Source organism: Staphylococcus edaphicus, assembly GCF_002614725.1.
GTDB lineage: Bacteria > Bacillota > Bacilli > Staphylococcales > Staphylococcaceae > Staphylococcus > Staphylococcus edaphicus.
The window spans coordinates 45,936-70,772 of sequence record NZ_MRZN01000009.1; the positions used below are offsets into that span (position 1 = coordinate 45,936).

Sequence of the window (24,837 nt, forward strand, 5' to 3'; positions counted from 1 at the left end):
TTCAAATTGTAAACGCTACCATAAAGAGTATCAATAGTATTTTGAAAAAATTCATCATTTATACTAAAAATTAATGAAAATATTTTTCAAACTTATTATATCTATACTTTTAAATTTAAAAATGATACATATATATTTGAATAAATTACAGGAGGCTATACTCATGAAGGATTTCAAAATCGCCATAGATATTGGAGGGACTGACATTAAAGCTGCCGTTTTAGATGACAAGTTAAATTTTGTAGACTATCAAAAAATAGCTACCCCTAACAATATAAACGAATTTATAGTTGATAAAGTTTATGCATTAGTTGAACATTTTCAAATGAAATATAATTTGTACCCTTTGTATGTGGGTATCTCTAGTGCAGGCATCATCGATGAACAAAATGGTATTGTGGCTTATTCAGGGCCTACAATTCCGAATTTCAAAGGTACGCATTTTCCTAAATTACTTGCACCACTCAATGCACACGTTAAAGTTTTTAATGATGTCAATGCTGCTTTATTAGGCGAACTTCAACACCATCCTTATAGTGCAGATAACATTTTCTGTCTAACTTTAGGAACAGGTATTGGCGGCGCATTTTATAATAAGCATACCCAGCTGTATAATGGTGAGCGAAATCGTGCAAATGAAATTGGCTATCTCCTTTATAAAACAAGTGATCAGTGTACATTTGAACAGCGTTCATCCACCAATGCACTCAAATCATTAATGAAATCAAAATCATTCCCTTATCATAATGATGTTCCAATGCTATTTGAGTTAGCTGAACAGCAAGATGAGCTTGCTTTAGATATTCTCAATCAATGGAGCTTCAATGTTGCAGAAGGTATTGCTCAAATCCAAATCATTTATGATCCTGGATTAATCTTAATTGGTGGTGGCATCTCATCTCAGGGACAAAATTTACTCAACTATATCATTCCAAAAATACCGTTTTTCTTACCACCAGAATATGGACATGCTGACATTCAAACCACTCAAACTAAAAATCACGCCTCATTATTTGGTGTTGTTACACAATTTTAAAAAGATCCATGAAACGCTTTAGTAAATGATTAGCGTTTCACGGATCTGTCTATGATTCATTCAATATAATTTTCTTCGTATGTTGGTACACATGATGCATATAATCATCATCTAATAATAAATAACTTACAATATCTATTAAAAATAATGTTGCTATCTGTGTATTAATAAATCTTGTATCATTAATTCTTGATTGATCAGTCGTAATCAATACTAGATCTGCACATTTCGTCAATGGGCTACCTTCATAATTCGTTATAGCTACGACATAGGCACCACGGGCGTGTGCCACTTCGGCCGCTGCTATCAACTCAGTTGTTGCTCCGCTATTCGAAATTGCTACAAACGTATCGGAAGTAGTTAATAATGACGCGAAAATTTTCATTTGATGCGCGTCTGTCGATACATTCCCTTTTAATCCCATACGCATCATTCTATAATAAAATTCTGTCGCCGATAATCCGGAACTACCTAGACCAGCATAAATGATTTGTCTACTTCTCATAATTTGATTCACAAAGCTTTGAATTTTTTCATCCGATATAAATTCACCTGTTTGTTGAATAATATCTTGATGATATTTATGGATACGTTGAATCAACGGACTATTTTCAATCACTTTATCCGTCATTTCTTGTTGTAAATTGAATTTCAAGTCCTGAAAATTATCATAATCTAATTTATTACTAAAGCGTGTAATCGTTGCAGGTGATGTGCCAATGGCATAAGCTAATGAATTTATTGTTGAAAATGAATCGTCAAACTTATTATTTTGAATATAATCAACTATTTGTTTGTCTGTCTTGGTAAATAAGTGATGGTAACGTTGAATACGATTTTCAAATTTCATAAAATCCCCTTCTTTCAGATTTTCGACCTATTATACTATAAATGAAAATGTTTTTCATAATAATGAAATGTATTGATTAATATTTTCTTAGTGTTATATTAAAAATACAAATCTAATACAACTTAAATTATAGATTAAATCTACTAAAGTTATGGAGTGTATAATTATGTTACCACAGGGATTAATAGTGTCATGCCAAGCATTGCCAGATGAGCCCCTACATTCATCCTTTATTATGTCTAAAATGGCATTAGCAGCATGTGAAGGTGGCGCCGTTGGTATAAGAGCTAATTCAAAAGAAGACATTATTGAAATTAAAAAAGAAGTCGACTTGCCAGTGATTGGAATAGTTAAACGCGATTATGAGCAATCCGACGTTTTCATTACTGCAACAAGTCAAGAAATCGATGAATTAATTGAAAGTGACTGTGAAGTAATTGCTTTAGATGGAACGATGCAAGAGCGCCCTAAAGAAACCTTATCAGAACTTGTAACATACATACGTCAAAATGCACCTAATGTTGAAATTATGGCAGATATTTCTACACTTGAAGAAGCAAAAAATGCAGATGGCCTTGGGTTTGACTACATTGGTACAACTTTACGTGGTTATACTTCCTATACTAAAGGACATATTTTATATGAAAATGACTATCAATTTTTAAAAGATGTCTTAGCGAACGTAGATGCTAAAGTGATTGCTGAAGGCAACGTCCTTACTCCTGAAATGTACAAAGATGTGACTAATTTAGGTGTTTATTGTACTGTCGTAGGTGGTGCTATAACAAGACCTAAGGAAATCACAAAACGTTTTATAAATGTTTTCGATCAATAAAAGAATATAATAAGACCTTATCTTAAAAATGATATGTGTACTGATGTCACATTCACTTCTATGATAAGGTCTTTTTCTATTTACACCGCTTCAGCTATAAATATCTTTCGATCTTCCCACGTATTCGTTTGTTCATTATAATTGTCACAAGTTATTAAAGTTAATTGTCTCTTACTTGTATTTTGTTCATCTAACACTTGTATATCTTCAGGTTTCACATCAAATATTTTCGTTATTTTATAAACATTATCTTTGTTGCCTATCTTAAAACGTACTTCACTACCCTTTTTGGCTTTAGACAAATTTGAAAATTGATAATCAGATGATCCAGTATTGGTATGACCTGCAATGGCAATGTTTTGATCGTTTAGTGACTCATCGCCTTCTGCAAAGCTTACACCTCTATTTAACTGCTTAGGCGTAGCGGGTCCAGGATAAACTGGCGTCTTAATCTCTGCATCTGGTACAGATAAATACCCAACCATTTCAGCTTTATCTTTAGGAATTTCATACTGACTATCTTTTCTATTTGCAGCATCATTATCGTATGTTTCTATTTTTTCTTCATTTTCTTTGTCCTTAAAATATTGATCAATGTGTGGTTTAGCGAATAAATAAATTGCTGTTAAGATTAATAACACACCAATTAATGTGATGAGTCGGTTTGCCCATTTTTTCATACTTGCGTAACTCCTTTTTCAAACAATCTTGACTTTAAATTTTATAATAAGTATAGCACAATACAAAAGCTATCATGTAGTTTATTTGCAGAACCATAATGCTCTTCAATGTAAGCTTTTGTAACACAAATTTGCTGTAGCTTTAGATTGAGTGTTAAATAAAAAGTGACAGTTATTTTTATTGTATTATATAAACAAAGGGTGAGCTTACTATGATAAGACAAGCAACGAAATCTGATTTACCAAATATTTTAAATATCTATAATGATGCTATTTTGAATACAACTGCAGTATACACATATACGCCACAGACACTTGAGTCTCGTGAAATTTGGTTTGAGCAAAAAGCAAAAAATAGCGAACCCATTTTTATTTATGAAATACACGGTGAAGCAGTTGCATTTGCCACATATGGCGCTTTCCGTGATTGGCCAGCCTATCAATACACAATTGAACATTCTATTTATGTAAACAAACTTCATAGAGGTAAAGGGATTGCATCACAATTACTTAAGAAAATTATAAATCATGTTCAAGATGAAGGCTATAAAACGTTGATTGCAGGTATTGATGCTACAAACGATGACAGCATTTATTTGCATAAAAAATTCAATTTCCAACATTCTGGAACTATTCAAAATGCTGGCTATAAATTTGATAAATGGTTAGACCTTGCCTTCTATCAATTAGATTTAAGTAAATAAACACAAGTTAATATTTTATAATCTATACCGACACGTTACTTCAAACGTTTAAAACTGCACCATAGTGGTAGATAATAATGTATATAGATACTAAAAGGAGTGTTTGCATGTCAGTATTATCTAATGAAACGCGTGTGAAAATATTAGCCGATTTGATTGAAATTCAATCAATCAACGAAAAAGAGTTAGATGTTGCACATTATTTGCAAAAGTTATTTGAACAGTATGGCATTCATTCAGAAATTTTAAAATTAGATGGTGAAACTTCGCGTGCTAACTTGGTAGCTGAAGTTGGTAACGGCAAGCCTGTTGTTGGTGTTTCAGGACATATGGACGTTGTTACAACAGGTGATACTGATCAATGGAACTATGATCCATTTAAATTAACAGAAGATGATCAGGGCAGATTGCATGGACGTGGCTCTGCTGATATGAAATCCGGATTAGCAGCATTAGCCATTAGTTTAATAGAAATACAGGCAGCTGGTACTTTAAATCAAGGTACCATTCGTTTCATGGCAACTGCTGGTGAAGAAGTAACAAGTAATGGCGCCGCACTTTTACATGAAAAAGGTTATATGGACGATGTCGAAGCTTTATTAATTGCCGAACCTTCTCAGGATGGTATTGTTTATACTCACAAGGGTACAATGGATATTCAAGTGACTTCAAAAGGTAAATCTGCGCATAGTTCAATGCCAGAATTAGGATTTAATGCGATAAACCCACTTGTTGATTTTATTCATTATTTAAATGTTGAGTATAGTAAAGTTGATGTAAGTAGTGAACTTTTAGGTACACCTACAATGAACTCAACCATTATCAACGGTGGTGATCAAGTCAATTCTATTCCCGAGTACGCAGAATCATTATTTAATATGCGCACCATTCCAGCATTTGATAATAAGAAATTCGAAGCACTTTTTAATAGTATAAAAGAAAAAGTTGAAAAAGACGATAATGGTAGCATTACTGTTAATCCTTATGTTAATCGTGATCCTGTATACACTACAGGTGATAATGCCTTCCTTAAATTAGCGAAATCTTTAGGTGATGAATACTTTAACAGAGATTTGGATGTTACGTCATCAACAGCGACTACGGATGCATCTTATTTAATGAAAGATAAAGGGGACGACTTCTCATTTGTAATGTATGGACCAGGTGAAACAGGCCAAGCACATCAAGTCGATGAATATGTTTATAAAGATACTTATTTAACTTTCATAGACCTTTATACTCAAATGCTCCCACAATATTTAAATGATTTTAAATAGTAAACCTTCATTGTGAAATCGTTGTTTAATAAAGTAGTATTTAAAGCAATAACGAAAGAGTCCAAGACATTTTTGTCTGGACTCTTTTCGTTATTTGAATGATATTATTACTTCTTAACACGCTAATAATTTATTTAATTTCTGCTAATCTTCATAACAAAATACCAATTGACTACTTATTCATTTCTACCCATTTTACTAACTCATTTAAGTTACTAACGGTCATCGTAGGTGCTTGTCCATTATTATCAAATTGCATTTTGCGACGGTTTACCCACACAGTATCAAACCCAAAATTAGCCGCGCCTGTCACATCCCATGAATTAGAAGAAACATATAATACCTCCGACCTATTCACATGATAGTAATCTAAAATCAATGCGTAACTTGCAGGACTTGGCTTATACTGTTTAATTTCATCTACACTCATAACCGTATCAATATCATCACTAATCTTTGAATTATCAACTAACGGCATTAACATACTATCATTGCCATTCGATAGTACACCTATCTCTAAATTTTTAGCTTTTAAATCTGAAAATACTCTTGGTATTTCTTTAAAATAATCTAAATCTAAAAAGGCATCAAACAATTGATTGATATCTTCTCTATTATATTGAATTTTATGTTTGTCTAAGGTAAAGCGTAATGCATCTTTAGTTAAAATATCAAAAGTGATATAACGTTGCATTATTTGTTTTAAAAACATGTGTTGCAATTGTGTTTTCCGCCATAACTGCGAAATAGAGGAGGCTTGCGTTTCATCAAATTGATTCAGCCGTTTTTCAAGTGATGACATATCAAAAATAGTTCCATACACATCAAAAATAATAGCTTTATACATGTTTAACCACCCTTTCATCGATCAACAGACTTATTTACACTTTAGCACCAAATTGATAAATCGAAACAGTATTTACTTAAATTCTATGTTTTATTACTAAACCTTTATTTTTTTGATTTGTTTGATTCTAGCATTTATCATATTTATACGCATGACATAAATAACTTAAAGCATCTAATTGTTAATTTTGTGTAAAATCACATTTTTAGCATTATTTGAATAAAAAGCGGTTATAGAATACTAAGAGAGGAGGCTGGTTGTTATGAAAAAGGTATTTTTAATTGATTTATTAAACCTGTTTTTCATTGCACTCGGTTATTTCATGCTAATTACAATCCTTCTATTTTCTTTCGACTTATTTGAAATTAAAACAACCGGTTCCGTATTTCTAGTCACACTTAGTCAAATGACCTTTATTAATATATTTAATCATTCAATATTTAACGGATTATTCACTTTATTTTTAGCTATTTCATTCATACTCTTCATATATAAATCAATTGATTTATATATGCAGCGTAGGTAAACTGAAATTTCCCCTTATCATTATCTTGGTATAAAATATTTCATTACAACAATTAAAATTTATCACAATATTACTTCTGTTTCCTTTAAATAGAATTTAATTTTATGTTGTAAAAATACATTTATAGTTATATAATATTTATATAGAATGCATGTGCTTATATATCTAGGCTTGTATTGTGCCGTTAATCACCATAGTTATATTCCATTCCCAGAATTAAACTTTATGCACCCATTTTAATTTATGATATAAAGCAGCATTCTTGAAAAAATGTGCGTTTGCTTTATCGTACATTAAAAAAGAGAACTAAAGTCACATTCAGGCTACGACTTTAGTTCTTCTTTAATTTATTCTGGTTTACCATTCGGATAAACCATGACTTTTAATGAACCACTTTTATTCGTTCTCGCTTGTTCCATGGCTTCTTTCGCTTGATTTAAATCATAAGTGTCAGTGAACATCGTTTTTAAATCTGCCGTAGTAGAAGTAAGCATTTCGATCCCCATATTATAAGTATTCGCATATCTAAATATACCCACGATATTAATTTCATGATTTGCTATAAAAGGAATATTCAGCTCAATATTTTCTTGTTGAGGTAAACCAACAATAGCCAATGTGCCACCATTATTTAAGACAGATAGCGCATTTTGCAGCGCTGTAGGATTACCAGCAGTTTCAAACGCATAATGTGCGCCTTTGCCTTCTGTAATTTCATCAATGCGTTCAGATACATCTTCTTCTTTAATATTAATTGCATGTGTTGCGCCTAATTTCAGTGCCTCATCTAAACGAATTTTTTCGAGATCCGACACAATAATTTTAGTAGCTCCAAATGCTTTCGCTGCTACTACTGCCATGAGTCCTACAGGCCCCATGCCCATAATAACAATCGTTGATCCTGGTTGTACACTTGCCCTTTTACATGCCTGAATGCCTACTGAAAATGGTTCATTAAGCGTTGCCTCCTCATATGATAAAGCATCCGGTATATGGAATAAAAAGCCTTCAGGATGGCTAATATATTGACTAAAGGCGCCATCTATTGGGGGCGTTGCCAGGAAGCTTACATCTGGACATAAGTTGTATTGCCCTGACTTACAATACTCACATTCTCCACAAGGTATGCCAGATTCGATAGCTACTCTATCCCCTACTTTAAAGTTTGTTACCTCACTTCCAATAGCTGCTACTATACCTGAACATTCATGCCCTAGAATCAATGGCTTTTCAACAACAAATTCTCCAACGCGACCGTGCTCATAATAATGTACATCGGAACCACACACACCTACTGCCATTACTTTAACCAGCACATCTGTTGCTCCTATTTGTGGTACCTTAACTTCTCTAATTTCCATATCTAATGGTTTGTTTAACAATGAAATGTTCATCGTTTCTGGAACTTTATTTGTCATAATAGTATTCCTCCTATATTATTTAATATTTAATAATTGTTGTGTTAACGTCTGTGTTTGGCTATATACTTGTTGATAGACATTAAAATACTGTCCAAATGTCTTGTGATTTTCTAAATTCGGATAATATGTCTTATCATATTTAATAAATGCGTCTACAAATGCTTCCATGGATTCAAACCACCCTAAGCCATAAGCTGCAAGCATTGCTGCACCCATACTTGGTCCCTCTTCATATTTCAATGTTGTGACTTCTGTATTAAAAACATCTGCTTGAAGTTGTAACCAAAAGCTATTTTTAGCTCCGCCACCTATTGAAATCATGCGCTTATTTTCAGTATGTGATTGTGACATATATTGATAAGATTCATAGAGTGAATATGTAATCCCTTCAATAGTCGCTCGTGCAATATCTGCTTTGGTTGTACTACGATTTAAACCAATAAAGCTACCTCGAATAAAAGCATCTCCATGAGGTGTACGCTCACCTTGTAAATATGGAGTGAATAACAAACCGTTTGCTCCAATTTCAGAATTTGATGCTTGTTGCACAATATCGTCAAATGACGCGTCATCAAAAAATGTCTGTTTCAACCAATTCAAACTATCTCCAGCACTAAGCGTGACACCCATTGTATATGTCATGTTGGATAAAGCATGATTAAAATAATGTATATTATTTCCTAAATCATTTTCTTTACCTTGCATACATGTTAATACAACACCAGAGGTGCCTATACTGCACAATGTTTGCGTTTCATTAATGACCCCTGCGCCTAAAGCACCACAAGCATTATCTGCGCCTCCAGCAAAAACACAAACATCATTTTCAAGTTCTAATGACGCTTTTACATCTTCTGTAAAATTTCCTACATACTCATGTGAATCCATTAATTTCGGATAAATATTTCCTAATGATAATTCAGCACCAACACTTTTATCCCACTGTTTTGTATCTGGATTAAGTAATAGTGTGCCTGCAGCATCACTGTATTCCATTGAAATATCACCGGTCATTTTGTATCTAACGTAATCTTTAGGAAGTAAAAAAACACTTAATTCTTGCCAATGTTTTGGCTCGTTTTGCTGTAACCACAATAATTTAGGTAATGTAAAACCTTCTAATATTGGATTTTCTAACAATGTATCTCCAAAGTGGTTTTTGATTAACTGGCATTGTTCTGTCGTTCTGGTATCATTCCACAAAATAGCATTTCTAATAGGTTCACCTTGTTTGTCTAATGCAACTAATCCGTGCATTTGACCAGAAAATGATGCACCAGATATATGTTTATTTTTCATTTCTTCAGATTTAATCAGTGTTTTTATACTTTCTTTAACAGCGTTAACCCATGACTCTGGATCTTGTTCGTTATATCCAGGTTTGGGTTGAATCAATGTCAGTGGTTCACTTGTCTGTCCTATTACTTCGCCACATTGATTAACAGCGATTGTTTTAACTGCACTTGTACCTAAATCAATGCCTAGAACGACGTCTTCCATTTATATCATTCCTTCACTCATTAGTATTGTGTTTGTGTATTTGTTTCAGTTACGCTATAAACCTCTATACCCGGCTGACGCACTTTTATAAAGTAAGTTATCACTGCCCCTATAAAATAACAAATTGCAAAAGCCCAAACGACACCAACTTCATTAAAAATGGGTAGAATTAACGTAGCCATCGCTGGCGCAACAAAATTACTTAAACCTGCTGCTAAATTATGTGACGATAAAGTAGCACCGATATGATTTGGTTCCAACGCTGTAAAGATTGCAAAAATAGGTACGAAAGCTGACTGCGTAATACCAAATAATATTGCACATAGCGTTGCAATAGCAAATACATCTCCACTTAGCACAGGTAAATAATAGAAAAGCAATGTCGTTACGCCACAGCCGATACAACCAAATAACATGACTTGGCGTTTCCAACCGATTTTATCTGCTATCACGCCCCAAACAATATCACCTATTATACAAGTAATGTGCATTGTTCCCCATATCCATAACCATTGTTGCATTGAAAAACCAATTATTTCTGTAAATAATACGGGAAAGATGACGACTAAACCAAATAAAGATAGTTGATTAATAATTCTTACTAAAAACACTTTAATAATATCTGGATTCTTGTAGACTATGCTCACTTCTTTAAGTACTTTTCCATATCTTTCTTTAATTGGCATATCTGCGTTCGGTTTGATATTTCTCTTACTTACTACATAAAATGCAATTATGCCACCTAGCGCAATCCATATCACCGACATCCAAAGTGTTCCCATAAACCCTATATGTGGAATAGTATAGCTAGGTAGATAGGTACCGATAACCCCCATACCGACTGAAAACATTGCCCAGAACCAACCTATTGCGGTTGCTAAACGCGCTTTATCTGTGATATATGTCACCCAAACTAAAAATCCATAAAGAAATAAAGGATAACCTAGCCCTCTAATTCCATACATGAGAATCATCATATTGTAATTTTCCATACCAAGTCCAAAGACTAAAAATAATATATGGAATACTAACCAAATACTAGTACCTAACACCATAACCTTTCTTGGTCCATATACATCTGCTAATACTGCGGCTAACCACGAACCTACAACCACCATAACGCCATACACTGTAAATACTAATGATGCTTGACTACTTGAGAATCCTAAATCAACAATGTTTTTGGATAAAAATGCTTGTTCTATCCCATCACCCGTCATAAAAATAAAGATTGCAATAAGTGCTGCAAAAATTATTTTTGGTATCCCCATCCAAGTACTTTCATTCTTCTTACTAAGCGAATCTTTCAAATTTATTTCCCCCTTTAAAATTTTAACAACCTACACTTAAACGTTTAAGTTTTATTTAATAAAAATCCACGCTTTCTGGATTTTATTAGTTATTAAAAGTACATGATTCACGAATTATCAATTTCGTAGATAACTTGACCGATTGCACCTGTTCACCTTGTATAAGCTTGTAAATCATTTTAGCAGCAGCCTGCCCTATTTCTTTAACTGGTTGAGATATAACAGTTAATTTAGGTGTATAAATTTCATTCCAATAGCTATCGTCAAAGCCTACAATAATCACATCTCTTTTAATTACTTTCGCGCTTTCATTGATAGCTTGTAAAGCGCCTAGTAATAATAAATGATTCGTAGCAACAATTCCGTCAATACCTTTTTTCAGTATTTTCTGTGTAGCTTCATAACCACTTTTTATTTGAGCATTTGTACCTAGTTGCCGATTACTGTAATAAATGCTTGTTTCATCAAGGGGCACATTAAATTCCAAACAGGCGCTTTCATAGCCCTTTTTTCTTCCAATGGTCGTGCTTATATCAGGATTAGCGAGTAATAAACCCACCTCTTTGCAATTGCTTTCTAATACTCTTTTTGTCGCAATATACGCAGCTTCCTGGTTATCTACTGATATAGAAGGTAAACTTGTTGCTTCAAGTTCTCTGTCCAATGTCATGATTGGTATCTTCAACCATTCAGAATTTATATGAAATTTTGATTTTACAGGAACAAGTATAATAGCGCTTACATTTTGTGACACAAATGTTTCGATTAATTCTCGTTGTTTGTCTTCACTTTCTTCTGAAGATGCTACCGCAACATGTAAGTGCTGTTTTTGGCATTCATGATTTATCTCCGTAAGCACTTCTGTAAAAAAGGGATTTTGATCCGGAACAATAAATGCAATAATATTGGACCGCCCTGTCTTTAATCCTCTAGCAAATTGATTAGGTTCATAATTCAAGGTTTCTATTGCCTTAAGCACTTTATCTTTGGTCTTATCACTTAATTCTGTACTTTTATGGTTTAATACATTAGATACTGTGGCAATTGAAACACCTGCCACAGTAGCTACGTCATGCAAAGTTGGTTTATTCTTTTTCATCTTTTCCACCTTAAACGTTTAAGTTTTTCTTTATAATTTGACAAGTCAATGTGTACATTATAAGAACTATTGCACATTTTTGCAAGCGCTACCAATTAAGTATGTAATATTTTCTCCATCTATATTTTTCTAACCTCTTTTTATTAATCCACCATAGCTACTTTTTAATCATCCTCGTCAAAAATTAAATTAAAATTAATTTTTGACCTTATTAATTATTTTAAATAGTCATTTTATTAATAAACATAGATATTCAACCTTTTTAAACAATGAAGTTGTACAATAATATTATTATATAAAGCAATCGTTGCTTATCTATGCAAAGGTGATATTTGTGATCAGTTCATTAACTATTAGAAATCATTACACAACTGAATTAAAAAGATGTATAAACAAAGTTATACTACTACTACCTTTAAATAAACCTTGTAAGATTTATCTGAATGGCTCAACTATTACAATTGAAGATGGTATCATCATTAACAATGCTGATTTATTTCAATTGTTTGATGTTCAAGACTTAATGGAGTTAAGTTTGCCACTGCCACTGTTTTTTGAAAAAGATTCTACTCTATCAACATCATTCTTTGACTTTAACCATATCCAATTTGTAGAGCAATTTAGAAATCTAGTATTAGACAATTTGCATTCAACATTACAAGATGAGGCACCTGCGCATCGTTATATATCAAATATCATTGAGTTTTTAATTAAAGAAGCTAAAGTAACTTCTAATAATGTGTATATTCCACCACTTAATACAAAGCATCCGTTAGTGCAACAAATAACGGAATATATTCACCAACATATCTATGATAAATTAAGTACTAAAAATGTTTCTAATGCATTTTATATTTCGCAATCCTATATCTCAATACTATTTTCTAATGTATTAAATATGAATTTCAAACACTATACGACCTCATTAAGAATTGCTCTATCATTATTTGATTTATTGCATGGCAATAAGAGTATTTATGACGTTGCTGTAAAATATCAATTTGCAAATGTGAGTACATATTCAAAACATTTTAAACATTATATCCACATACCACCGAAAAGATATGTGCATTATTTCAGACAAGAGTACTTTAATGAACCAAAACAAATCGATATGGATAAGTCTAAACTTTTGCGCTATTTTGCACAAATTCAAAAATCATCTCAGCAAATGAATCAAATTGTAAATACAATCAATCTATCAACGTTAACTTTTAACGAGATATTTAAAGAGCCTTATACATTTATACTGTTAGACAACTTTGATGACTTAATTCACTTTGTCTCTTCGATTTCTAGTCAAAGTGACGTCCATGTGTTTCCGAAATCAAACATTGTCATCCAAGATACAAATATCAATCATTTAAATGGACTTAAACTACAACAAGTATTATCTTCAATCCATCACCTAATAAATAAAAACTTTTATATTACACTTAAAGTAACACCTACAATCTTAACGGAACAATCAAATACAGTCTTAAGAAAATTATTAATTGCGTGTACAAAGCAATTAAGCTGGATGACATTATACCTAGATTTCACTGTCAATGAAGTTAGGGATCTACCACAATTTATTGATGAAGTTAAACAAAATTATCCAAAACTAAAAATTGGTATAAAGCTTGATACTATACTTACACACTGCTCACATATAACACAAATTCATCGCTTCATGTCGTTGCTGAATGTGGATTTTTATTATATCAACTTAAACTTGATTGCTTTAGCAGAATTAATCTCGCAAAAAGACAAACGCATCAACTCAGATGACAGTTTAAAAGCACGTATTTTAATGTTTATAAATAATATGAGTTCCGAGCATGCAAAAAAACTGATACTCATCAACCTTACACATAGTGCATTAAAACAATGCTATAACGATGACAAACAGGACACACATGTAGTATTAGCACAATTTCTCATTGAATTTAACCAGCTTGTCGGTGGCTTTGGTTACCCTTATTATTCAGATAACCATGACCGTATCATGCTGTTCAATCAATTTCAAAGTGCGATGCCAGTTGTTCATATATATGGGTTATTATCACCATTTTATAAACAACAGCTCGCTATTTTACCTTATGCATACGTTACAAAAACACACATGCATTATCATCTATTACTGTTTAATCATCTCAATCGCTCATCGTTTTCAGTAAATATCAATCATAATTTCATTAAACCATTTCCCATATTATCCCGTTTAATTAATAGTGAACATGGCGTAATTTCAAACTTAATACCACAAAATCTAAATCAAACTTATTTGGACAATTCACTTTTAAAGCAAATAAATAGATCTAACTATCCACGCTTGAAATTAACTATGCATTCTTTTAAAGACCCATTGATTTTCAAACTGCCCAAATCCTCCTTACTTTATATCAAGATTTCTATAAATTGAATTTATAACAAAAAAAGGTGCTTGCAAAAATTAATTTTGCAAGCACCTTTTTTAGCTCTAATTATATGCGTTCCCCCTTAATTCATAATTAAATTTCAAAGAACGCTTGTAATTTAGATAAGTTGGTATCGTTCATTTCATATTGATCCTTGATGCAACCTTGTTCCAAATGCAATATTTCGTCTGCGCTTGATAACAAAAGCTCATAATCATGTGTAATCACTAATATTGTATGGCCTTGATTGGCTAAATCGTTGATGATTTCACTAATTTCACGCATACGATGCCCATCTAAACCACTAGAGGGTTCATCAAAAATAATAATATCCCGTTTCGTTTCTACCGCGCTTGCTATAGCCAGGCGTTGTTTTTCTCCACCTGATAAAGACAGAGGATGTCGTTCAATATGTTCGGAAATACCATATTGTTTTAAACGTGCTTGAATGGTTTTATCATCTAAATCAGCTTGACTTAGACGTAATTCTTCACCGACACTTTCTGCAAAAAGTTGATTATTGACATCTTGAAACACTAAATAAACGCTATTTAACCTATGATTCCGCTTCAATGTGATCTCATCATCATCAACTTTCCCTTTGAATTTGCGTTCTACACCAGTCAAACATCGCACAAGTGTAGATTTTCCAGATCCATTGTGGCCAATAATTGCTGTTACTTTACCTTTACTAAGCTCAACCTTAGGTATATTAATTGATAAAGGGAGGCTTGCTTTATACTTAAAATAAAAGTTTTTTAATGTCAGCGCACCGTTTGCAATATTGTTATAAACTTTAGGGGTCAATTTTTCTAAATGTGTTGTTCTTAATCCTAATCTTGCTAATGATGTGTGATTAAGCTCATTAAATGCCTCATGGTCATAGACTTCACTTATCCTACCGCATTTCAGTACGATGAAACGATCAACTACATCAATTAAATAGTGTAAACGGTGTTCTGCAATGATAATTGTTTTCCCCTCTTGCTTCCACATATTTAACATTTCTCGCAGTTTAATAATCGTTTTGTAATCTAAATTGGATGATGGTTCATCTAAAATAATAATATCGTGACCACGCACTTGTATTGCTGTACATGCAATCAACTGTTTTTCTCCACCTGAAAGATTAAATATACCCCTGTTTAGCAAGTGCTCAATATTAAATTCACAAACACTATTTGCAATGTTCGTATGGATTTCTATTGGGTTAACACCATAATTTTCAGGCTCAAATGCAAGTTCGCTTGTTGTATTCAAACAGAAAAATTGTGAACGTGGATTTTGAAAGACAGATCCACTTTTCTGTGAAATTTCATAAATCGTTTGTTTTCTAATATCTTGACCGTTCACGGTGATATGACCTTCAATATCACCGTGAAAGAAGTGAGGAATCGTGCCGTTTAATAAACGCGTGATTGTTGTTTTTCCACAACCTGATGCCCCTGTTAAACAAATAACCTCACCGTCGTTAATAGTAAGGTTTATATCTTCAAGAATTTTTTCTCCATCGTCATAATTAAATGATACCTTTTCAAATTGAATCATACTTTAACCTCACACTAAATAGTAAGTTATACACAATACGACTGTTGCAATGATAAATAACCAATCAAGCCAGCGAATTTTCAACTTCACAATAGATGTTCTTTTGTGTGTTAAGTTCAATCCACGCGTAATAGATGCAACCGTTAATTCATTTCCTATTTTAACTACACTATTTAATAACGGTACGATGCGATACTCTATATACTGCATAGGCTTTTTAAATGCAAAACGTAATGAAATCCCTCTCATTTTCATCGCATCTTTAATAGATGCAGATTCCACTCTAATTGTAGGAATAAACCGAAACATAACAGCAATTGGAATTGTTAATTTCCTAGATAACTTCATGCGTTCTAAACCTAAAATAAGCACTTCAACTTGTGTTGTTTTAAATATATAGTATCCCATTACTAAAGAAGGGAAGAACCTAGTCATTATACCAGATGGAACGAACACTAATAAGGTTGCGAGTTGGCTTTGCCCAAGTGTAACAAATGCTTCGCCATACCAAGCAACGATTATTAATACAAGAAATATCAATCCAACCTTATATTTACCAACCATCATTAATAATATGGTTGGTATGAGCATAATAATCAATCTAATAAAAACTTCATTCCCAGTTACGCCACCAGTTAATGAAATAAGCGAAACAATTAGCATAAGCCCTAATTTTATCCTAGGATCTAAGTTACGTTTATGATTTTGACTGAGTATTTGATTATACATTTTAAATAATACCTGCACGTTTAAAGTGTTTTTTCAATATGCTTTTAGCAATATATATACCTATCCATGCGCCAACAATCGTTGTAAGAAGAATTACAGGTATCATCCCTATTGAAAACAATCCCTCTACAGTCGCTTCGTAATTCGTACCATATTTATCTTGAATAAATGCTAAATAAGAATTTCTCATAAAATAAAACGGTAATAAATTACCAATTGGCCAAAATGAAAATACTATATAACCAACACTATTTAATTTCCAACTTTTATATCGACCCATTGCCATAATTGAATCTGCTATAATAATCACTGGCACACTTAATATTAAAGCTATCCATGGGTGACCCATGATTGCTAATAATAAACTGACGACAATACCACAAATTGTTAATGCTCCAAATTTTTGCGTTTTTGTAATAAGTAGCATTATAGGTATGCCTCCCACTAGGCCAATCATTGCGGGAAGTAATAACATGAAAATCGGAATAATACCTAAAATACCTGGTGGTGCAATAAAAATGAAGTATACTGCCGTAAAGAGGCCTATATTAATTAAATCTTTAACATCTATTTTGCTTTTTGTCATTGGTAACTCCCTCTTCACATAAATCTAACAGACCCTATATACATAAATTAAATATTATTATATTACTATATAAAGTGTATTTGTTTCAACATACTATAATTGAAAACTATTATCAATAACAGCGAATTAAAAAATAGTAAGCTCACTAATATTTCATTAGTTTACTTACTATTATATACGAATTAGAATTTTAAAGCTAAATGTGGTGTTTCAATCCTAAAGTCCTTTTTCAGATCTCTATCTTTTATTTTTTCAGTAACTGCTAAGTTATAAGTCAATGTCTCTTTCGAAGTTACAGATGATAAGTAACCGTATGTGAAATTTTGCGGTAAAATCACAGCTGACATACCTTCAGATAGGATATAATTAAACTCTAAACTGCGTATCTGTATAGTCTGCTTATCTTTAATATCTACAGCTAGCATTTCTTTTAATTTATTATTCGTTATATAAAATGATAAATTATCAAAATCTTTGGTGAAATACGGTGTAAAGCGGTAATATTTATTGTTATATCGTGCAATTGTACTCGTTTCCTTGTCGTATGGATATTTAACACGTTTGTTACCAATACGTTTCTCAACTGTCATATTATCTACACGCATTTCTAGATGCGCATCCCATACTTTTTCTTTTATGAGATATGGCATCAAATCGCTCAAGTCTGCCTTAAACTTAAATCTACTTTGATCATTCATCATTAAAGGAATATAAATAAATTCTTTTTTATTTCGTGATAATAACTTGAGTTGAATCATTGAAGCAACATGGTTAGGATTAATAATTGAACTTATAAATTCTAATTCTAACTCAAATCCTTGGTCATTAAATTCGAAATGGGACATTTTAATATCAGGTTTCATCAATTTGTTGAAAATAAAATATGGTTCACCTTCATCAAATTGTATTTTTAATTTACCTTCTTTAGCACTGTAGCTATAAAACGTTCCATTCTTAAAACTTTCTTCCACCATTTGGTAACGTACCATATCTTTTAGACGTGCATAATATAATAAAGGCTTTAGTGAATCCTTTACTAACTTATCAACCTCTGTCGGTACCTTTTGAATAAAGTCACCTAATGCATCCATCCATGCTTCTTTTTTATCATCAGCTATTTTAAGAGAAAAGTTATTCGTTCTAGAGAATGAAAAATGTCTATCTATAAAATAAGCAAGCACTTCATATCTATTTTCCAAAGGACTATTTAATATCTCTTCAGTAATCAATGACATGACTTTATAAAAGTCTTCTGGTGAAACATAAGCAGAACTCATATGTTCTCCTTCACGTTTAGTGGCATAATAATAAGGCTTGTCTGCAAGTACAGCTATTTTATCAGCATTCACATATGCCTTCATCGTAAACAATTGATCTTCTGCACTGCGTAAGTCCTCAGGAAAATCTATTGCGTTCTCCCGTAATAACGAAGTTCTATAAAATTTTGTCGGGCTTAGTGTATATATAATTCGAGAATTTGCTAATGTAACAGCATCACTAGTCTCTTTAAACATAGATTTAGGCACACCACGTCCATTAACGCCTTCCATTTTCACCAATACAATATCAGCATTATTTTGATTCACAAATTTTGATACATCTTTTAAAGTATCGTGATTAATATAATCATCAGAATCCACAAAAAATACATACTCGCCTTGCGCCAATGCGAGAGCTGTATTTCTAGGTTTACCTGGCCCACCGGAATTGGTTTCTAATTGTTTTACAGTTAAATTGAATTTATTTTTGAAGCTTTCTACTATATTTAAAGTATTGTCTGATGAACAATCATCTACCAAAATAACTTCAAAGTCTTTTTTATCATAACTTTGGTTCTGCAAACTAGTTAAAAGTTCTGTTATATACTTTTCGGAATTGTAACTTGGTACTATGATTGAAAATTTCATTATAATCCACCTTATTAAAATGAGTTAAGTACAAATCAATATCAACAAATTATAAATGGCCTTGTCTAGATAGCATTCCATTCAATCACTGAAGATGATTCATTTTGTAGTTAACTCATCATTTTTAATTGGTATTTCTATTCACCTAAATTAACTACCAAAAACATTTCTTACTAAACGTTCGCTTGAACGTCCGTCTTGATATTTAAAATGTTTATCTAAAAATGGCTCAACTTTTTCAACTTCAAAATCTTTTTGATCCAATGCTGTAATTAAATCGCTAAATGATTCAACGATTTTACCAGGTACAAATGTTTCATAAGGTTCATAAAAATCACGTGACGTAATATAGTCCTCTAAATCAAAAGCGTAAAACATCATTGGACGTTTAAATACAGCAAATTCATAAACAAGAGAAGAATAGTCACTGATTAAAATGTCAGTAATAAATAAAATGTCATTTACTTCTCTAAAATCAGAAACATCTACAAAATAATCTTGATACTCCCTAGGAATATTCAATCTATTTTTAACAAACGGATGCATTTTGAATAAAACAACGGCATTATTTTCCCTGCAATAACGTGCAAATCTAGCAAAATCAATTTTGAAAAATGGATAATGTGCCGTATGATGACCGCTACCTCTGAATGTTGGCGCAAATAATATGACTTGTTTCCCTTTAATGATTGGCAGCGCCTCTTCCATCTCCGCCACGACCTCTTTTTCATAAGTTTGATCAAATAATATATCCGTTCTTGGTACACCAGTTGGAATGATATTTTGTTCTTTAATACCAAATGCCTCACCATAAAATGGAATATCTGTTTCTGAAGAAACAAACGCTTTCGTATAATTTCTATGATTTACAGAATTAAAGAATGGACCACCCTTTTTCCCAGTACGACTATATCCAACCGTTTTAAATGCACCGACTGCATGCCATACTTGAATAATTTCTTGGCTCTTTCTAAATTTTACTGTGTACAGTAAAGGATGGAAATCATCAACAAATATATAATCTGCTTTTCCTAATAAATATGGAAATTTAAATTTATCTATAAAATTACGGCGTACTGAAATATTAGATTTAAATAATGCATGTATTTTATATTGCTCATCTAAATTTTGACGCAACATTTCATTATACACATACTCAAAATTACCAGACATTTCCGCTCTAGAATCAGAAGTAAAAAGCACTGTATTCCCCTTTTTCAAATGGAAGAATTTAGTGACTTTGAAAATAGATTGAAAAATAAAGTTACGTACATTAAATGAATATTTGTTGTATTTCAATTTTATGTTTGTCATCTTTTGTTTAATTGGATTCATTTTAGGCGCAGGCGCCTTAAATATTATATTTAATACAAATTCATTAACTTCACTGGAAATCATAGGTTTCACAGTATACTCAGTTTTAGATGAGTTTCCACCTTTTTTAAAGGTAAACATAAAATGTTCTAATAAAAAGTTATTTTTACCATTTTGCGTTTCTTCATCGCTATATTGTTCCAGTGCTTCTTCTTCTAGTTCATAATGATTAGGATCTAGCAAAGCTTCATTAATATTAGCAATATAATCAAAATCACCCTTATAAACAATTAAGTATTCACCAGAAGGTAGATAATTACCATCATCTAATATGGCAACATTAAAACGGGCTTTAAATTGATTGCCTTCTACTTTTACGTCATTTGCTTTTAATTCTTTAGTTTCTGTCAAATTTCTCAATACAAAGTTTTTCTTATTAAGCTCAATATCTTCAACATGACCTTCTATAAATAATTGAATACGTTCCCAATAAATATTATCAATTATTATTTTAGATTTACTCAATTTTAAAAAATCCTCTCTTCATTCAAGTTGATAGGTTTTCTTTGCTATTTAAAACAGGTGCACCGAATTGTATACTTACATCGTCCATTTAATGACTGTTTTACCCCATGATGTTGACAAATCCGTTTCAAACGCATTGATTGCATCATTAATTGTCTTAACATCAAATTCATTACCTTTAAGTAATGCTAATTTTTCTACGACATCTGGATTATTTTTATAAAATTCAGCAACTTCTTTAAAGTCCTGCGCGCCACTTCTACTACTACCAAACATAGTCAGACCTTTTTCAAGTACTAAACGTGTGTTAACTTCAATCGGATATTCACTTACACCTAGTAAGCTAATCGTTCCTTCAGGTGATACCAAGTCAATAATTTGATTTACTGCAGATTGGCTACCTTTACCGCCTACACATTCAAATGCATGGTCAAATGTAACATCCTCGGGCACTTCATGAATATGATAGATATGTTCTACAAATGAAAAATGACTTAATTTATAATCTGTTTTACCGAACACATAAATTTTAGCATCTGGGTACAATTTATTTAGTAAAATCGCTGTAATATAACCTAAATTACCGTCTCCCCACACGCCAAAGCTATTTTTATTGGAGATAGATTTACGTTCAAACCTTTGTAATGCGTGCCAACTTACACTAACTAATTCAGAATAAGCAATTGTGCTTAAATCCTCAATGCTGTCATCTATTTCTACGACCCGGTCATGATCCATAAATACATAATCTTGCATGAAACCATCAAAACCACTCGATCTAAATTTACTACTCGGTAAATAATTTTCCGCAATCACATCATCTTTTTCTACTGGTGTATTAGGAACCATGATCACTCTTGTACCAATATTAAATTCACCTTTACTGTCATAAACGACTTCACCTACACCTTCATGAATCAATGACATAGGTAATTTCTTTTTCAATACTTTTTCATTTCTACTACCTGTATAGTACCTTTGGTCGGCAGCACATATAGATAAATACAGTGGTCTAACAATAACTTTGTCACTTTTAATATTTTCATTATTATATGTGACTTCAAATTGTCTTGGAGCTACGAGTTGATAAACTTGATTAATCACTCAACATCCCACCTTTTATGATTGAGTTTGCCACTTTAAGATCATAAGGTGTCGTTATTTTTATGTTATATAATTCTCCCATTACTAATTTAACTTGCTTATCAGCTACCACTAGAATTTTACATGCATCTGTCATAATTTGTTTATCGTCATCAGATAAGTCATTGTAGCTATTTCGCAATAAGTTCACATTAAATGATTGAGGTGTTTGTCCTTGATACATCTCACTTCTAACTGGTATAGATTGTATTGAATCACCATTTTCAGAAGTGATAATTGTATCAGTTGCAGTGATAACAGTATCTACAGCACCGTACTTCAGTACACTCTCAATATTATCTTTAATGATTCTACGTGTTAAAAATGGTCTTACCGCATCATGTGTAATAATAACGTCTTCGTCAGAAATGCCATTTGCTTTTTCTGCTGCGCTAATAATATTCATAATTGTTTCGTTACGATCAGAACCGCCTTGCACAACTTCTATTCGGTCATCTGTAATATGATATTTCCTTAATGTATCTTTTGTGTGTGAAATCCATTTTTGAGGTGTAGCAATATATATCTTATCGAATTCACTTGTTAATAAAAATTTCTCCACCGTATGTACTAAGATAGGTTTTCCATCTAAATCTAAAAATTGTTTTGGTAGCGGCACGTTACCCATTCTAGAACCTATGCCACCCGCTAATATACCTGCATAAATCATATACATTCCTCCATTATAGTTTCTTCAACCTAGTTATCATTCATTTTTATGATTAATTGACTCTTTATATTTTTCTTGAATTTTCTTATGGATAAAAATATTATTTTATAAGAACAATATTACCAATTATACCGTATTTTTTCTACTTATTGCCATTTTTTATCATATTCAATTATTCATTACGCCCGCTATAATTTTGAATTTTTATTAAATCATACGATATACAATGTGTCTAATTACACAAAATCAGTATTATTCAACTTTAATTTTTCAGAATATATTTACAATTCTAAAATTTATTAGTATATTCATACGTATCAACGATTATCAAGGACATGGAATCATGGACATGCTAGAACCTGGGCGTTATAGAAATCACTTGTCATTTAGAACCATGTCAGCAACCATTAAGGTCCCAATAATACTTTTATTAAAACCAAAACTATCTGTAACATTCACAATATCTTTAATCACAATCATTGGGAGGCACAAGTTATGAATAAATCAGAACAACTCATTAATGAAGACAGCAAATACTTCGCAAAACCAGGTCGCATCAAATATTATCCTCTAGCTATTTCTCATGGGTATGGCGCAACACTTGTTGACGTTGAGGGCAATACATATATCGATCTATTATCTAGTGCAAGTTCACAGAATGTTGGACATGCACCTAAACAAGTCACTGAAGCCATCAAAGCGCAAGTAGACAAATTTATTCACTATACGCCCGCCTACATGCATCACGAACCCTTAGTAAAATTAGCTAAAAAATTATGCGCTATCGCTCCTGGCAACTATGAGAAACGCGTGTTATTTGGCCTTTCAGGATCAGATGCTAATGATGGTATTATCAAATTGGCTCGTGCCTATACTGGACGGCCTTATATCATCAGTTTCATAAATGCTTATCATGGTTCGACATACGGATCACTTTCGATGTCTGCGATTAGTTTAAATATGCGTAAACACTATGGTCCCATGTTGCCAGGGTTTTACCACATTCCTTTTCCAGATAATTATCGTGGTATGTTTGGCAGTAATCAACCAAACACAGTAGAAGAATACCTTGCACCACTTAGAGAAATGTTCGAAAAATACGTACCCGCTGATGAAGTTGCGTGTATCATGATAGAAACAATTCAAGGTGATGGTGGATTACTCGAGCCTGTGGATGGATACTTTGAAGCGCTGCAATCTTTATGCAAAGAACATGGCATCTTACTTGCAGTTGACGATATTCAACAAGGTTTAGGACGTACAGGTAGTTGGAGTTCTGTCTCTCATTACAATATTGAACCTGACCTGATTACGTTTGGCAAATCATTAGCAGGTGGTTTGCCTATGTCAGCCATCGTTGGGCGCTCAGAAATCATGGATTTTCTAGAAGCACCAGCACACCTCTTTACTACTGGTGCGAATCCTGTCAGTTGTGAAGCTGCACTAGCCACCATTGCAATGATAGAAGACCAGAACTTATTACAAGCTAGTACTGATAAAGGCAAGTATGTGCGCAAACGGATGGATGCATGGACAAATCAATTCAATGTCGTTGGTGATGTTCGAGGAAAAGGTTTATCCATTGGCATCGATATTATTTCCGATTTAAACAATAAAACAAGAGATGCCGCAGCAGCATTAAAAATTTGTAACCGTTGTTTTGAAAATGGTGTAGTCATCATTGCAGTTGCAGGAAATGTATTGCGCTTTCAACCACCACTTGTCATTACCTATGCCCAATTGGACAAAGCACTAGATGTCTTAGAATCAGCAATAGCGGATCTTGAATCTGGCAAGCTAGATAACTATGACACTGCTGGCCAGGGGTGGTAATATATCTTACAACATAGGTAAACAAATAAAACGGACAGATATCAATTACATATCTGTCCGTTTTTTTGTATAGTAATGGAATTATTTCCAAGACC

The 24,837-nt window shown here is 32.5% G+C and carries 21 protein-coding genes; 7 read left to right on the forward strand and 14 right to left on the reverse strand.

All coding sequences use genetic code 11. The annotated features are described in order from the left end of the window. Nucleotides 1-163: 163 nt before the first annotated feature. Complete coding sequence (locus BTJ66_RS07105; protein WP_099090271.1) at nucleotides 164-1,036, forward strand: ROK family protein; 873 nt, start codon at nucleotides 164-166, stop codon at nucleotides 1,034-1,036. A 49-nt stretch (nucleotides 1,037-1,085) separates the two neighbouring features. Here the strand turns inward: BTJ66_RS07105 and BTJ66_RS07110 are convergent, their stop codons facing one another. Continuing rightward, nucleotides 1,086-1,886, reverse strand: a complete 801-nt coding sequence (locus BTJ66_RS07110) for a MurR/RpiR family transcriptional regulator (RefSeq protein WP_099090272.1) — start codon at nucleotides 1,884-1,886, stop codon at nucleotides 1,086-1,088. 166 nt (nucleotides 1,887-2,052) lie between these two features. Between BTJ66_RS07110 and BTJ66_RS07115 the strand changes: the two genes are divergently transcribed. Further along, a complete protein-coding gene (locus tag BTJ66_RS07115; protein ID WP_099090273.1) occupies nucleotides 2,053-2,721 on the forward strand; it encodes an N-acetylmannosamine-6-phosphate 2-epimerase in 669 nt (222 codons plus the stop codon). Nucleotides 2,722-2,801: 80 nt separating this feature from the next. On the opposite strand, the gene srtA is transcribed toward BTJ66_RS07115, so the two are convergent. After that, the gene (srtA, locus tag BTJ66_RS07120) at nucleotides 2,802-3,401 is read right to left on the reverse strand and encodes a class A sortase SrtA (RefSeq protein ID WP_099090274.1); all 600 of its coding nucleotides are present in this window, start codon (nucleotides 3,399-3,401) and stop codon (nucleotides 2,802-2,804) included. A gap of 212 nt (nucleotides 3,402-3,613) precedes the next feature. On the opposite strand from srtA, the gene BTJ66_RS07125 reads away from it, so the two are divergent. After that, entirely contained in the window at nucleotides 3,614-4,105 is a 492-nt protein-coding gene (locus tag BTJ66_RS07125; protein ID WP_099090275.1) for a GNAT family N-acetyltransferase, read from the forward strand. Nucleotides 4,106-4,212: 107 nt separating this feature from the next. Next, a complete protein-coding gene (locus tag BTJ66_RS07130) occupies nucleotides 4,213-5,382 on the forward strand; it encodes an ArgE/DapE family deacylase (protein ID WP_099090276.1) in 1,170 nt (389 codons plus the stop codon). 172 nt (nucleotides 5,383-5,554) lie between these two features. Here BTJ66_RS07130 and BTJ66_RS07135 read toward each other — a convergent pair whose 3' ends face one another. Beyond that, nucleotides 5,555-6,229: a haloacid dehalogenase type II gene (locus tag BTJ66_RS07135; RefSeq protein WP_099090277.1), complete on the reverse strand. Its 675-nt coding sequence runs from the start codon at nucleotides 6,227-6,229 to the stop codon at nucleotides 5,555-5,557. A gap of 262 nt (nucleotides 6,230-6,491) precedes the next feature. Here BTJ66_RS07135 and BTJ66_RS07140 point away from each other — a divergent pair, with 262 nt between their 5' ends. Further along, nucleotides 6,492-6,755 carry a hypothetical protein gene (locus BTJ66_RS07140; protein ID WP_099090278.1) on the forward strand — a complete coding sequence of 88 codons (264 nt, stop codon included), beginning with the start codon at nucleotides 6,492-6,494 and terminating at the stop codon, nucleotides 6,753-6,755. Nucleotides 6,756-7,102: 347 nt separating this feature from the next. Here BTJ66_RS07140 and BTJ66_RS07145 read toward each other — a convergent pair whose 3' ends face one another. The 4 genes from BTJ66_RS07145 to BTJ66_RS07160 form a co-directional block, all read right to left on the reverse strand. Beyond that, nucleotides 7,103-8,173, reverse strand: coding sequence for an NAD(P)-dependent alcohol dehydrogenase (locus BTJ66_RS07145; RefSeq protein ID WP_099090279.1), 1,071 nt, complete (start codon nucleotides 8,171-8,173; stop codon nucleotides 7,103-7,105). 18 nt (nucleotides 8,174-8,191) lie between these two features. Beyond that, the gene (gene xylB, locus BTJ66_RS07150) at nucleotides 8,192-9,676 is read right to left on the reverse strand and encodes a xylulokinase (protein WP_099090280.1); all 1,485 of its coding nucleotides are present in this window, start codon (nucleotides 9,674-9,676) and stop codon (nucleotides 8,192-8,194) included. Between the two features lie 20 nt (nucleotides 9,677-9,696). Beyond that, nucleotides 9,697-10,986: an MFS transporter gene (locus BTJ66_RS07155; RefSeq protein ID WP_238597606.1), complete on the reverse strand. Its 1,290-nt coding sequence runs from the start codon at nucleotides 10,984-10,986 to the stop codon at nucleotides 9,697-9,699. An 85-nt stretch (nucleotides 10,987-11,071) separates the two neighbouring features. Beyond that, on the reverse strand, nucleotides 11,072-12,085 hold the full coding sequence (locus BTJ66_RS07160; protein ID WP_099090281.1) for a LacI family DNA-binding transcriptional regulator: 1,014 nt from the start codon (nucleotides 12,083-12,085) through the stop codon (nucleotides 11,072-11,074). Between the two features lie 334 nt (nucleotides 12,086-12,419). Between BTJ66_RS07160 and BTJ66_RS07165 the strand changes: the two genes are divergently transcribed. Continuing rightward, nucleotides 12,420-14,492, forward strand: a complete 2,073-nt coding sequence (locus BTJ66_RS07165; protein WP_099090282.1) for a helix-turn-helix domain-containing protein — start codon at nucleotides 12,420-12,422, stop codon at nucleotides 14,490-14,492. Between the two features lie 88 nt (nucleotides 14,493-14,580). Here BTJ66_RS07165 and BTJ66_RS07170 read toward each other — a convergent pair whose 3' ends face one another. The 7 genes from BTJ66_RS07170 to BTJ66_RS07200 form a co-directional block, all read right to left on the reverse strand. Next, complete coding sequence (locus BTJ66_RS07170; RefSeq protein WP_099090283.1) at nucleotides 14,581-16,035, reverse strand: ABC transporter ATP-binding protein; 1,455 nt, start codon at nucleotides 16,033-16,035, stop codon at nucleotides 14,581-14,583. A 9-nt stretch (nucleotides 16,036-16,044) separates the two neighbouring features. After that, complete coding sequence (locus BTJ66_RS07175; protein ID WP_099090284.1) at nucleotides 16,045-16,764, reverse strand: energy-coupling factor transporter transmembrane component T; 720 nt, start codon at nucleotides 16,762-16,764, stop codon at nucleotides 16,045-16,047. A gap of 1 nt (nucleotide 16,765) precedes the next feature. Continuing rightward, complete coding sequence (locus BTJ66_RS07180) at nucleotides 16,766-17,350, reverse strand: MptD family putative ECF transporter S component (RefSeq protein WP_099090285.1); 585 nt, start codon at nucleotides 17,348-17,350, stop codon at nucleotides 16,766-16,768. A 182-nt stretch (nucleotides 17,351-17,532) separates the two neighbouring features. Then, nucleotides 17,533-19,257: a glycosyltransferase family 2 protein gene (locus tag BTJ66_RS07185; protein WP_099090286.1), complete on the reverse strand. Its 1,725-nt coding sequence runs from the start codon at nucleotides 19,255-19,257 to the stop codon at nucleotides 17,533-17,535. A 150-nt stretch (nucleotides 19,258-19,407) separates the two neighbouring features. Beyond that, a complete protein-coding gene (tarL, locus tag BTJ66_RS07190) occupies nucleotides 19,408-21,096 on the reverse strand; it encodes a teichoic acid ribitol-phosphate polymerase TarL (RefSeq protein ID WP_099090287.1) in 1,689 nt (562 codons plus the stop codon). A gap of 75 nt (nucleotides 21,097-21,171) precedes the next feature. Then, nucleotides 21,172-22,200 (reverse strand): ribitol-5-phosphate dehydrogenase, encoded by a 1,029-nt coding sequence (locus tag BTJ66_RS07195; RefSeq protein WP_099090288.1) that lies wholly within the window; start codon nucleotides 22,198-22,200, stop codon nucleotides 21,172-21,174. Next, the gene (locus tag BTJ66_RS07200; RefSeq protein ID WP_099090289.1) at nucleotides 22,193-22,909 is read right to left on the reverse strand and encodes a D-ribitol-5-phosphate cytidylyltransferase; all 717 of its coding nucleotides are present in this window, start codon (nucleotides 22,907-22,909) and stop codon (nucleotides 22,193-22,195) included. The genes BTJ66_RS07195 and BTJ66_RS07200 overlap by 8 nt, the downstream gene beginning before the upstream one ends. A gap of 495 nt (nucleotides 22,910-23,404) precedes the next feature. Between BTJ66_RS07200 and BTJ66_RS07205 the strand changes: the two genes are divergently transcribed. Further along, nucleotides 23,405-24,742 carry an aspartate aminotransferase family protein gene (locus BTJ66_RS07205; RefSeq protein ID WP_099090290.1) on the forward strand — a complete coding sequence of 446 codons (1,338 nt, stop codon included), beginning with the start codon at nucleotides 23,405-23,407 and terminating at the stop codon, nucleotides 24,740-24,742. Nucleotides 24,743-24,837: the final 95 nt, after the last annotated feature.

Coding starts and splice junctions, on each gene's coding strand:
- BTJ66_RS07180 (WP_099090285.1), bottom strand. CDS start 17,350: ATGACAAAAAGCAAAATAGATGTTAAAGATTTAATTAATATAGGCCTC.
- BTJ66_RS07130 (WP_099090276.1), top strand. CDS start 4,213: ATGTCAGTATTATCTAATGAAACGCGTGTGAAAATATTAGCCGATTTG.
- srtA (WP_099090274.1), bottom strand. CDS start 3,401: ATGAAAAAATGGGCAAACCGACTCATCACATTAATTGGTGTGTTATTA.
- BTJ66_RS07105 (WP_099090271.1), top strand. CDS start 164: ATGAAGGATTTCAAAATCGCCATAGATATTGGAGGGACTGACATTAAA.
- BTJ66_RS07125 (WP_099090275.1), top strand. CDS start 3,614: ATGATAAGACAAGCAACGAAATCTGATTTACCAAATATTTTAAATATC.
- BTJ66_RS07185 (WP_099090286.1), bottom strand. CDS start 19,257: ATGAAATTTTCAATCATAGTACCAAGTTACAATTCCGAAAAGTATATA.
- BTJ66_RS07200 (WP_099090289.1), bottom strand. CDS start 22,909: ATGATTTATGCAGGTATATTAGCGGGTGGCATAGGTTCTAGAATGGGT.
- BTJ66_RS07145 (WP_099090279.1), bottom strand. CDS start 8,173: ATGACAAATAAAGTTCCAGAAACGATGAACATTTCATTGTTAAACAAA.
- BTJ66_RS07160 (WP_099090281.1), bottom strand. CDS start 12,085: ATGAAAAAGAATAAACCAACTTTGCATGACGTAGCTACTGTGGCAGGT.
- BTJ66_RS07115 (WP_099090273.1), top strand. CDS start 2,053: ATGTTACCACAGGGATTAATAGTGTCATGCCAAGCATTGCCAGATGAG.
- xylB (WP_099090280.1), bottom strand. CDS start 9,676: ATGGAAGACGTCGTTCTAGGCATTGATTTAGGTACAAGTGCAGTTAAA.
- BTJ66_RS07175 (WP_099090284.1), bottom strand. CDS start 16,764: ATGTATAATCAAATACTCAGTCAAAATCATAAACGTAACTTAGATCCT.
- BTJ66_RS07140 (WP_099090278.1), top strand. CDS start 6,492: ATGAAAAAGGTATTTTTAATTGATTTATTAAACCTGTTTTTCATTGCA.
- BTJ66_RS07135 (WP_099090277.1), bottom strand. CDS start 6,229: ATGTATAAAGCTATTATTTTTGATGTGTATGGAACTATTTTTGATATG.
- BTJ66_RS07170 (WP_099090283.1), bottom strand. CDS start 16,035: ATGATTCAATTTGAAAAGGTATCATTTAATTATGACGATGGAGAAAAA.
- BTJ66_RS07110 (WP_099090272.1), bottom strand. CDS start 1,886: ATGAAATTTGAAAATCGTATTCAACGTTACCATCACTTATTTACCAAG.
- BTJ66_RS07205 (WP_099090290.1), top strand. CDS start 23,405: ATGAATAAATCAGAACAACTCATTAATGAAGACAGCAAATACTTCGCA.